The 10,171-nt window shown below is 67.9% G+C and carries 10 protein-coding genes, 1 tRNA gene and 2 pseudogenes; 10 read left to right on the top strand and 3 right to left on the bottom strand.

The features are described from left to right. Positions 1-78: 78 nt before the first annotated feature. Positions 79-219, bottom strand: a pseudogene (locus MF270_RS28490) (IS481 family transposase); the annotation flags it as partial. A gap of 71 nt (positions 220-290) precedes the next feature. Here MF270_RS28490 and MF270_RS27795 point away from each other — a divergent pair. Then, positions 291-410: pseudogene (locus MF270_RS27795) on the top strand (transposase); the annotation flags it as partial. Positions 411-567: 157 nt separating this feature from the next. On the opposite strand, the gene MF270_RS27800 reads toward MF270_RS27795, so the two are convergent. Then, a tRNA-Ser gene (locus MF270_RS27800) sits at positions 568-655 on the bottom strand. Positions 656-923: 268 nt separating this feature from the next. On the opposite strand from MF270_RS27800, the gene MF270_RS27805 reads away from it, so the two are divergent. The 7 genes from MF270_RS27805 to MF270_RS27835 all read left to right on the top strand — a co-directional run bounded on the left by MF270_RS27805 (position 924) and on the right by MF270_RS27835 (position 7,521). Continuing rightward, complete coding sequence (locus MF270_RS27805) at positions 924-1,823, top strand: SPOR domain-containing protein (RefSeq protein WP_238368824.1); 900 nt, start codon at positions 924-926, stop codon at positions 1,821-1,823. Positions 1,824-1,926: 103 nt separating this feature from the next. After that, on the top strand, positions 1,927-3,084 hold the full coding sequence (locus MF270_RS27810; RefSeq protein WP_238368825.1) for a D-alanyl-D-alanine carboxypeptidase family protein: 1,158 nt from the start codon (positions 1,927-1,929) through the stop codon (positions 3,082-3,084). Continuing rightward, a complete protein-coding gene (gene tmk / locus MF270_RS27815; protein WP_238368826.1) occupies positions 3,081-3,722 on the top strand; it encodes a dTMP kinase in 642 nt (213 codons plus the stop codon). The genes MF270_RS27810 and tmk overlap by 4 nt, the downstream gene beginning before the upstream one ends. Then, the gene (locus MF270_RS27820; protein ID WP_238368827.1) at positions 3,719-4,837 is read left to right on the top strand and encodes a DNA polymerase III subunit delta'; all 1,119 of its coding nucleotides are present in this window, start codon (positions 3,719-3,721) and stop codon (positions 4,835-4,837) included. The genes tmk and MF270_RS27820 overlap by 4 nt, the downstream gene beginning before the upstream one ends. Positions 4,838-4,990: 153 nt before the next feature. Beyond that, positions 4,991-5,788: a TatD family hydrolase gene (locus MF270_RS27825; RefSeq protein ID WP_238368828.1), complete on the top strand. Its 798-nt coding sequence runs from the start codon at positions 4,991-4,993 to the stop codon at positions 5,786-5,788. Then, on the top strand, positions 5,788-6,588 hold the full coding sequence (locus tag MF270_RS27830) for an MBL fold metallo-hydrolase (RefSeq protein ID WP_238368829.1): 801 nt from the start codon (positions 5,788-5,790) through the stop codon (positions 6,586-6,588). Before MF270_RS27825 ends, MF270_RS27830 begins: the two co-directional genes overlap by 1 nt. Positions 6,589-6,591: 3 nt before the next feature. After that, positions 6,592-7,521 carry an AEC family transporter gene (locus MF270_RS27835; RefSeq protein WP_238368830.1) on the top strand — a complete coding sequence of 310 codons (930 nt, stop codon included), beginning with the start codon at positions 6,592-6,594 and terminating at the stop codon, positions 7,519-7,521. A 202-nt stretch (positions 7,522-7,723) separates the two neighbouring features. On the opposite strand, the gene MF270_RS27840 is transcribed toward MF270_RS27835, so the two are convergent. Continuing rightward, the gene (locus MF270_RS27840) at positions 7,724-8,503 is read right to left on the bottom strand and encodes an SDR family oxidoreductase (protein WP_238368831.1); all 780 of its coding nucleotides are present in this window, start codon (positions 8,501-8,503) and stop codon (positions 7,724-7,726) included. A gap of 177 nt (positions 8,504-8,680) precedes the next feature. Between MF270_RS27840 and MF270_RS27845 the strand changes: the two genes are divergently transcribed. Together MF270_RS27845 and MF270_RS27850 are read left to right on the top strand one after the other, a co-directional pair. After that, positions 8,681-9,658, top strand: coding sequence for a Hint domain-containing protein (locus tag MF270_RS27845; RefSeq protein ID WP_238368832.1), 978 nt, complete (start codon positions 8,681-8,683; stop codon positions 9,656-9,658). A 243-nt stretch (positions 9,659-9,901) separates the two neighbouring features. Then, positions 9,902-10,132 carry a hypothetical protein gene (locus tag MF270_RS27850; protein ID WP_238368833.1) on the top strand — a complete coding sequence of 77 codons (231 nt, stop codon included), beginning with the start codon at positions 9,902-9,904 and terminating at the stop codon, positions 10,130-10,132. Positions 10,133-10,171: the final 39 nt, after the last annotated feature.

Consider the following 10,171-nt stretch of genomic DNA (forward strand, 5'->3'; position numbering starts at 1 on the left):
CTCAGCATAACAACGAAAGCCGCCTGATCATGCCCTCAGGCCATCCGGGAAATTACACCACCTTGACGGACGTGACCTCTGTCGTTTGCGCCACGTCGCAACCACTGCGAGATTGATCCCGAGCTCCCGGCTCAACGTCGCGAGCGAAGTTTCCGATCGCTGTACCGCTGCTCTGACGCCGTACGTGGTCGTGGCGCTCCCGTGACGACCGTGTCCCATAGGCGATCCATCCCTTGGAACCGACCACACCATCAAACCGTGGGATCAAACAGCCAGGCCGATACACAGCTGCGAATTATTCTGACCTGTGCCGGACGCACGGCCTGTCGGAAGGCACCTCCTATGACTGGAAGGCCAAGCTTGACGGCATGACGGTGTCGGAGGCAAGGCGCTGTCAGCGCATTCATGATGTGCACGTGCCTGCGGCAGAACCGTGCCAGGTGCCGCACATTCGCTACATCCTGACCGCACCGCATAAGTCCCGCCGCCCTGAACCTCCAGCATGGAGCGGGCTTGCAGCAGGGTCTTCGCGGGTGGCGCGGCCTGCCTCTAGGTCATTGAAATTATTGGCGGATGAGGTGGGATTCGAACCCACGGAACCTTTCGGTTCGCTGGTTTTCAAGACCAGTGCCTTAGACCACTCGGCCACTCATCCGCATTCGTTATCAAGACCGGCGCAATCGACCACGCTGCCGCTCCTTCGCGGGCGGTTCTGACCCTCTAGCGGCGAGCGCGCGATTCTGAAAGGGGCGGCGCGGCACGAAAATCCGCCCATATCGCCGGCCCTCCCTTTTCAGGCGGCGCAAGGGCGGCTAATCTGCGCGCAGGTCCGCGCAGCGGGCCCGAATGAGACCGGATCAACCGGCAAGGAACGCAGGGGCCCCCGTCCGATACACCGGGCCCGTCAGGCATAAGGGCAAGGCATGAAACCGACGCAGATCCAACGACGGACCGCCCCGTGGCGCTTGCGCGCAGGTATCGCCCTGGTGGGCGCGCTGGCGCTTGCGGGATGCGAAGAAGGCGGCGAATTCAACCTCTTCCAGAAACGCGACGCCGGCACCGAGACGGCGGGCGGCGACAGCCAGTCCACCCGACTGGTCGAGCGCGACGTCGAGGCGCCGGACGTCTTCCAGGTGACCGAGGCCGGCCTCTGGGACGGGCGCCCCTCTCTGGGCGGCGTCTGGGTCGCCTACCCGGACGTCACCGACCCCGAGCGGGTGATCATCCGCAACACCGCCAACGGCAAGTTCGTGATCGGTGCGCTGTTCCGGCGCGAGCGTGAAAGCACCGGGCCGCGCCTGCAGGTCAGCTCGGACGCGGCGGCCGCGCTTGGCATGCTGGCCGGCAAGCCCAACAACCTCAACGTGACCGCGCTGCGCCGCGAAGAGGTGGAGCAGGCCCCAGATCCGGCCGAGGCCGAGACCACCGAGACCGTGGCGGCCCCGGCGGCCATCGCCTCGGCGGCGCTGGACCCGGTCGACCCGGCCGCGACCGCCGCGGCGGCCATCGACGCGGCGCCCGAGCCGGCCGCGGTGACCCCGGTGGCTGCCCCGGCCCCGAAACCCGCCGCGACGCCCAAGGCCTCGAGCCTCGACAAGCCCTACCTGCAGATCGGCATCTTCTCGGTCGAGCAGAACGCCAACGACACCGCGGAATCCATGCGCCAGAACGGCATGGTCCCCACGGTCAAGAAATCCTCGTCCTCGGGCAAGACCTTCTGGCGCGTGCTGGTGGGCCCTGCCCAGTCCAGCGGCGAGCGCACGACGTTGTTGAACAAGATCAAGGGCATGGGCTTTACCGACGCCTATGCCGTGTCGAACTGACCCTGGCGGCCCGCCCCCGGGCCGCTTCTGACAAGACGCCCCCCGTGGGCCGACCTGACCCGAGGGCCGCCCGGTGCGACCCCGCAGACAAGGAGCAACTGCCATGCTCTCGACCCTGACGCGCCTTGCCGCCACCGCGGCCCTGACCCTGGGGCTGGCCCTGCCCGCCTCGGCCTTCGACACGCGGGCCTCTTCGGCCTTCATCCTCGACCAGGGGACGGATACGATCCTGCTGGCCAAGAATGCCGACCAGCCTCTGCCGCCGGCGTCGATGTCCAAGCTGATGACGCTGTACGTCGCCTTCGAGGCGCTGCGCGACGGTCACCTGACGCTCGACACCCGGCTGCCGGTCAGCCAGCACGCCATGTCCTACGGCGGCTCGACCATGTTCCTCGACACCACTGACCGGGTGCGGGTCGAGGACCTGTTGCGCGGGATCATCGTGCTGTCGGGCAACGACGCCTGCGCGGTGATCGCCGAGGCGCTCAGCCCCGACGGGACCGAGGCCGGGTTTGCCCGCTACATGACCCAGCGCGCGCAGGAGCTGGGCATGACCTCGTCCGTCTTCAAGAATTCGAACGGCTGGCCGGCGGACGGCCACGTGATGTCGATGCGCGACCTGGCGTTGCTGGCGCGGCACATCATCGAGGATTTCCCGCAATATTACCCGATGTTCGCCGAGACGGAGTTCGCCTTCGACGGCCGCGCCCCGCAGAACAAGCGCAACCGCAACCCGCTGCTGGCGCTGAACATCGGCGCCGACGGGCTCAAGACCGGCCATACGCAAGAGGCCGGCTATGGCCTTGTCGGGTCAGCCGTGCAGGGCGACCGGCGGGTGATCTTCGTCATCTCGGGGATCGAGACCGAGCGCGGACGCGCCGAAGAGGCCGAGTCGATCGTCAACTGGGCGTTCCGGCAATTTTCCAGGGCCACGGTGATCCAGGCCGGCACGGTCGTGGCCGAGGCGCAGGTCTGGATGGGCGCCGAGTCCGAGGTCGGCCTCGTGCCCACCAAGGATGTTGAGCTGCTGCTGCCCGTGCTGGGCGGCAACGCGGTCAAGGCCGAGGTCGTCTTCAATGGCCCCTTCGAGGCTCCGGTGGCCCAGGGCGAGGAACGCGGCCGGCTGATCCTGCGCCCCGAGGGGCTGCCCGAGATCGAGGTGCCGCTGGTCACCGACCGCGCCGTGCCCGCGGCCGGGTTCCTGCAACGGGTGCAGACGGTCGCCTCGCTGCTGCTCAAGCGGCTGGGCGAAACCTCGTGAGCACGCCCGGGGCGGGCCGGTTCATCACCTTCGAGGGGATCGACGGCTCGGGCAAGTCCACGCAGGCTAGGCGCCTGGCCGCGCATCTGCGCGGCCTTGGCCATGACGTGGTGCTGACGCGCGAGCCCGGTGGCAGCCCGGGGGCGGAGGAGATCCGCGCGCTTGTGCTGCAGGGCGATCCGGACCGCTGGTCGCCCGAGACCGAGATCCTGCTGTTCACCGCCGCCCGGCGCGACCACATGGAGCGGACGATCCTGCCGGCCCTCGCCGCTGGAAAATGGGTGGTCTGCGACCGCTTTGCCGACAGCACGCGGATGTACCAGGGGCTGTCGCGCGGTGACCTGCTGGACCTGGTGAACCAGCTGCACGCGTTGATGATCGGGCGCGAGCCGGACCTGACCGTGCTGATCGACATGGACCCGGACGAAGGGCTGACCCGCGCCAAGTCGCGCCGCACGGCCGAGGAACGCTTCGAGGATTTCGGCATCGAGCTGCAACGCAAGATGCGGGCGGGATTCCTGTCGCTGGCGGAGGCTTCGCCGGGCCGGTTCCACGTGATCGACGGCGCCGGCACCGAGGATACGGTGGCCGCGCGCGTGGCCGACACCGTCGCGGCCTTTGACGGCGCCACCGCATGAGCGACCCGTCCGACCTGCCCGAACCCGACCGCCTGCCCGGCGCGCCGCATCCGCGAGATACGGCGCAGCTCTTCGGCCAGGCGCGGGCCGAGGCGGATTTCCTCGAGGCCTATACCACCGGCCGGCTGCACCATGGCTGGCTTCTGACCGGCCTGCGCGGCACCGGCAAGGCGACGCTGGCCTGGCGCATCGCGCGGTTTCTGCTGGCCACGCCGCCGGTGGAGGACGACGGGCTCTTTGGCGCCCCACCCCCGCCCGAAACCCTTGATATCGCATATGATCACCCGGTCGCGACCCGGATGCGCGCGCTGACCGAACCCGGCCTGTTCCTGCTGCGCCGCGGCCCGAACGACAAGGGCGACCGGATCTCGGACGAGATCCGCGTGACCGAGGTGCGCAAGCTCAAGGGCTTCTTTTCGCTCTCGGCCGCCGATGGCGGGCGGCGCGTGGTGATCGTGGATTCGGCGGATGACCTGAACGTGTCCTCGGCCAACGCGATCCTGAAACTGCTCGAGGAACCGCCCGCCCGCACCACGCTGCTGCTGATCGCCCACCAGCCCGCGCGGCTGCTGCCGACGATCCGCTCGCGCTGCCGCGAGCTGCGCCTGGGCCCGCTTGGCCCCGAGCCGATGCGCGCCGCGTTGGACCAGGCGGGCATCGCGCTGCCCGACGACACCTCGGCCCTGACCGAGCTTTCGGCCGGTTCGGTGGGCGAAGCGGTGCGGCTGGTGAACGAGGGCGGCCTGCCGATTTACGCCGAGATCGTCGCGGTGCTCGGCTCCCTGCCCCGTCTTGACCGCGGCCGCGCGCTGGCGCTGGCCGAGCTGGCCGCCGCCAGGTCGGGCGAGAAGTTCCCGCTGTTCCTGCACCTCTTCGACCTGTCCCTGTCGCGCCTCGCCCGCTCGGCGGCCCTTGGCCAGCCCCTGCCGGAGGCCGCGCCCGGCGAGGCGGCGGCCTTTGCCCGCCTCGCGCCCGTCCCCCGCGCGGCCCGCGCCTGGGCCGAGGCCGCACAGGCGACGACCGCCCGCATGGCCCATGGCCGCGCGGTGAACATCGATCCGGCCTCGCTGGTGCTCGACACCTTCTTCAAGCTGCAGGCCACCGCCGACGCCTGACCCCCAAAATTCTTCTCACGAAGAATTTTGCGGCGCCCTGCCCTGCGTCACGCGCACCACCTGAAAATTCTTCGTCAGAAGAATTTTCCGCCCCGGCCGCCGCCTTGCACGTCCCGGCGAAATCCGGTTTACCGATGGGCAAAGGACGTGCCCATGACCGCTTTGATCACCGACAGCCATTGCCACATCGACTTCCCCGATTTCGACGGGGAGCAGGAGGCCCTGGTCGCCCGGGCGGCCGAGGCCGGCGTGCACCGCATGGTCACCATCTGCACCCGCCTGCGCAACGAACCGAAGGTCCGTGCCCTGGCCGAGGCGCATGAGGCGGTCTTCTACGCCGCCGGTATCCACCCGATGCGCGCGGCCGAAGAGCCGATGATCAGCGTCGATGAGATCAAGGCCCTGGCGCAGCATCCGAAATTCGTCGGCATCGGCGAAACCGGCCTCGACTACCACTACACCGCCGACAGCGCCGAGGTGCAGAAACAGAGCCTGCGCATCCATATCGAGGCCGCGCAGGAGACCGGCCTGCCTTTGATCATCCACGCCCGCGCCGCAGATGACGACATGGCCCGCATCCTGGCCGAGGGCTACCGCGCGCAGCCCTACAGCTGCGTGATGCATTGTTTTTCCTCCTCGGCCGGGCTGGCCCGCGCCGCGCTCGACCTCGGGTTCTACCTGTCGATGTCCGGCATCGCCGCCTTTCCCAAAAGCCAGGAGCTTCGCGACATCTTCGCCGCCGCCCCGCTCGACCGGATCCTGGTCGAGACCGACAGCCCCTACCTCGCGCCGCCGCCCCATCGCGGCAAGCGGAACGAGCCGGCCTACACCGCCCATACCGCCCGCGTCGGGGCCGAGACCTTCGGGATCAGCTACGAGGACTTCGCCGCCGCGACCGAAGCCAATTTCGACCGGCTCTTCGCCAAGGCCGCCGCCTGGAGGCCCGCCTGATGGCCGAGCTGCGCTTTACCATCCTCGGCTGCGGCTCCTCGGGCGGCGTGCCGCGCCTTGGCGGCCATTGGGGCGCCTGCGATCCCGAAAACCCGAAGAACCGGCGCCGCCGTTGTTCGGTCCTGGTCGAACGCGAAACGGGCGACGGGATCACCCGCGTGCTCATCGACACCTCGCCCGACATGCGTGAACAGTTGCTGACCGCCGGGATCGGCGAGCTTGACGCCGTGGTCTGGACCCATGCCCATGCCGACCATGTGCACGGGCTCGACGACCTGCGGCAGGTCGTGTTCAACATGCGCAAACGCCTGCCCGCCTGGGCCGATGGCGACACCCAGGAGTCGCTGCTGTCGCGCTTTGCCTATGCCTTCGTGCAGCCCGAAGGCAGCCTCTATCCCCCGATCCTCGACATGCACACGATCCTCGATGACGGGTTCGAGATCGCCGGCGCGGGCGGCGCGATCGCCTTCAAGCCCTTCCGCGTGAACCACGGATCCATCGACGCGCTGGGGTTCCGCATCGGCCCGCTTGGCTACCTGCCGGACGTGGCGACGATGAACGAGGCGGCCTTTGCCGCGCTCTCGGGCGTCGACACCTTTGTCGTCGATGCGCTGCGCTACACGCCGCACCCGACCCATTCCCATGTCGCGCAGACCCTGGAATGGATCGACCGCGTGGCCCCGCGCCGCGGCGTGCTGACCAACATGCATATCGACATCGACTTCGACACCATCGCGCGCGAGACGCCCGAACATGTCCAGCCCGCCCATGACGGGATGGTGCTGCGCTTTGACGCCTGACCCATGCAGGCGCTGATCGACGTCATCCTGCCCGTCTTCCTGGTGATCGGCGCGGGGTACCTCGCCGTCTGGTCCCGCTTCTTCCCGGCCGAGGCGGTCGACGGGCTGATGCGCTTCGCGCAGAACTTCGCCTTCCCGATCCTGCTGTTCAACGCGATCCGCAACCTGGACCTGGGCGCGGCCTTCCACTGGCCGCTGCTTATCGCCTTCTACACCGGCGCCATCGTGGCCTTCGGCCTCGGCTACCTCGGCGCGCGGCTCTGGTTGAAACGCGACACCGAGGACAGCGTGGCCATCGCCTTCGGCGCGCTCTTCTCCAACTCGCTGATGCTGGGCCTCGCGATCACCGAACGCGCCTTCGGCCCCGGTGCGCTCGAGCCGAACTACGCGATCATAGCCCTGCATGCGCCCTTCTGCTACGGCGTCGGCATCACCGCGATGGAGATCGCCCGCGCCCGCACTTCCGGCGTTCGTGCCTCGCCGCAGAAGGTGCTGGCGGCGATGTTCAAGAACGTGCTGGTGATCGGGATCGCCGCCGGGTTCGTGTTCAATTTTGCCTCGATCCCCCTGCCGGGCGTGGTCGAGGATGCCGTCGGCATGATCATCCCCACCGCCCTGCCCATCGCGCTCTTCGGCATGGGCGGCGTGCTGGTCCAGTACCGGCCCGAAGGGGACACCCGTGCCATCGCCATGGTCTGCGCCCTGTCCTTGCTGGTCCACCCATCGGTCACCTGGACGCTGTCGCAGGTCTTCGGGCTGGGCACAGGGGCGATGCGCTCGGCCGTGCTGACCTCGGCCATGGCGCCGGGGATCAACGCCTATGTCTTTGCCAATATGTATGGCCGGGCAAAGCGCGTCGCGGCCACGAGCGTGCTGGCCGCCACGTCCCTGTCGCTGCTGACTGCCTGGTTCTGGCTGAGCCTGCTGCCCTGACCGCTGCGCCCGTGGCTGGCCGGGCATGGGGGGCCAGCCCCCCGGGAGCCAGGGCTCCCTCCCCCCGAGGTTTTTGGAAAACAATGAAGACGAAGCGCGGTCCCGGTCTTCATTGTTTCTCAAATACCTCCGCCGGAGGCATCTGTCGGCGCGGGCCTTTTGGCCGGCGCCGACAGATCAGTTGCGAAACCGTGGCCGCCGGTCAGAGCGTGTAGGGCAGCGCGCCGCCGTCGAGCAGGATGTTCTGCCCGACCATGAAGCCCACGTGCTGCGAGCAGAGGAAGGCGCAGGTGGCGCCGAACTCGTCCCGGGTGCCGTAGCGGTGGACTGGGATCGTGGCGCAGCGTTGCGCCTTGGCCTCGTCGATGCTGATGCCCTGCTGTTCCGAGACCCCGGTGTCGAGGCTCTTGGCCCGGTCGGTGTCGTGGATGCCGGGCAGCAGGTTGTTGATGATCACGCCCTTGTCGCAGACCTGCCGCGCGGTGCCGGCGACGAAGCCCGTAAGCCCCGTGCGGGCCGAGTTCGACAGGCCCAGCACGCCGATGGGCGACTTGACCGATTGCGAGGTGATGTTGACGACGCGGCCCCAGCCCCGCTCCATCATGCCTGGCAGCGTCGCCTGCATCAGCGCGATGGGCGTCAGCATGTTGGCATCGAGCGCCTTGATGAAATCGTCCCGAGTCCAGTCGGGCCACATGCCCGGGGGCGGGCCGCCCGCGTTGGTCACCAGGATATCGACCTGGCCGGCCGCCTCGAGCACCTCGGCCCGGCCCTCTTCGGTCGTGATGTCGGCGGCGACGGTGATCACCTCGACGCCATGGGCGTCGCGGATCGCCTGGGCCGTGGCCTCCAGCGCCTCGGCCCCGCGGGCGTTCATGACGAGGCTCACGCCCTCGGCCGCCAGCGCCTCGGCGCAGCCGCGGCCCAGCCCCTTGGACGATGCGCAGACCAGCGCGCGCTTTCCCTTGATCCCCAGATCCATGTCTTCGGTCCTTTCGTTCCCGTGTTCCGGCGCCAGAAAACACCGACGCGGCGGGAAATGCCAGCAATTGCCCCCCGATTGACCAAGCCGGGCCACAATCCTACCCTAGGCTTCGGTCCAAGACAGCCGCGACCCGCAGCAAAGGCACCCATCATGGCGCATTCGCCGGACAAATCCATGGCACAGGCGATCCCGGTCTACGCGGCCGACCACATCCGCGTGGTCAACGGCGCGAATCTTGGTGACCCGCTGGGGTTCGCGGATGAGCTGATGCCCGACGATGTCTATGCCCTCACGCCCCATGCCACCCGCGCGATCCTGTCGCTGGAACCCGTCGGCGATCACTACATCGTGGCCGCCCACAGCGCGGCCGGCGTGCCGGGGCAAAGCGTCTTCCTCGACAGCACCGTGACCTTCATGTCCGGCGACGGCCAGACGCAGGAAGCCATCGTGCTGGTCGCCGTGGACGACACCGGCTGCGTGGCCGAGGCCTGGGCCCTGCCCCTGGCCCCGCTCTACCCGGATGTCGATTACGTTCTGGTCGGCTGCGACCGCAGCACCGCGCGGCAGAAATTCGCCCAGGTCGCCTGCGTCAGCTTTACCCGCGGCACGCATATCACCCTGGCGGGCGGCGCGCAGCGTCCGATCGAAGAGCTCAGCGTAGGCGACCGGGTGCTGACCCGCGACGACGGCCCGCAGGAGGTGCGCTGGATCGGCCAGGCCACGACCCGCGCCACGGGCGAGTTCAGCCCGATCCTGATCCGCGCGGGCGCGTTGAACAACAGCCGCGACCTGGTGGTCAGCCCCGATCACCGCCTCTTCATCTACCAGCGCCGCGACACGCTGGGCGCCGGCCGGTCCGAAGTGCTGGTCCGTGCGCGCCACCTGGTCAACGGCCGCGACGTGGTGCAGGTCGAGGGCGGCTTTGTCGATTACTTCCAGCTGCTCTTTGACGATCATCAGATCATCTATGCCGAAGGCATCGCCGCCGAATCCCTGCTGGTCGACACCCGCACCCGCCAGGCGCTGCCGCAGGACCTGGCCGCGGGCCTGTCGGTGCACGACGGGTCCCTGCGCGAAGCCTATGACGTGCAGGAATCGCTGCTGCGCCATCCCGATACGGTGGACATGCTGCGGCGTTCGACGCGGGGCTGATCGCTTGACACGCCCCGCGTGTCTGCGCAGCTTTGGCCCGTATTGGGGCGCGTGGGCAGGGCATGGAAAATCCGCAGCATCTTGAGTGGCTTCTGGAAGGGGTCGAGGCGTGGAACGCGCGGCGACTGCGGGGGGATTTCGTTCCGGATCTGAGCGGAGTGGAGTGGATACCTCCCACGCGTTCAGCGATGCAGATTTTCTAGAAACAGCATTTTGAAACCAACTGGGCAAGCGGAACTTTCGATGAGCGATATCAAGTCTTTAATCTCGATTTCCTTGATACTTTTGGCCTCGGGTGGCGCAACTCTCCTCGTCGGTGCGGTTCCCTCCGAGGGGCTGCGAGTTGCATTTTGTCTCGTTTTGGTATTGGTCGCCTGGGTGATCTCAACGTTTAGGGACAAGGTCAAGATATCAGTTAAGCATATCTTATTCATCCTAGGGTCAGGACCTATTGATTTCCGCTTGGTGGCGTGATTCACGGCTCAAAAACGAGCGGTGAACATGTCTGATCTT

This window comes from Mesobacterium pallidum, assembly GCF_019966535.1.
In the GTDB taxonomy this organism is placed as follows: domain Bacteria; phylum Pseudomonadota; class Alphaproteobacteria; order Rhodobacterales; family Rhodobacteraceae; genus Mesobacterium; species Mesobacterium pallidum.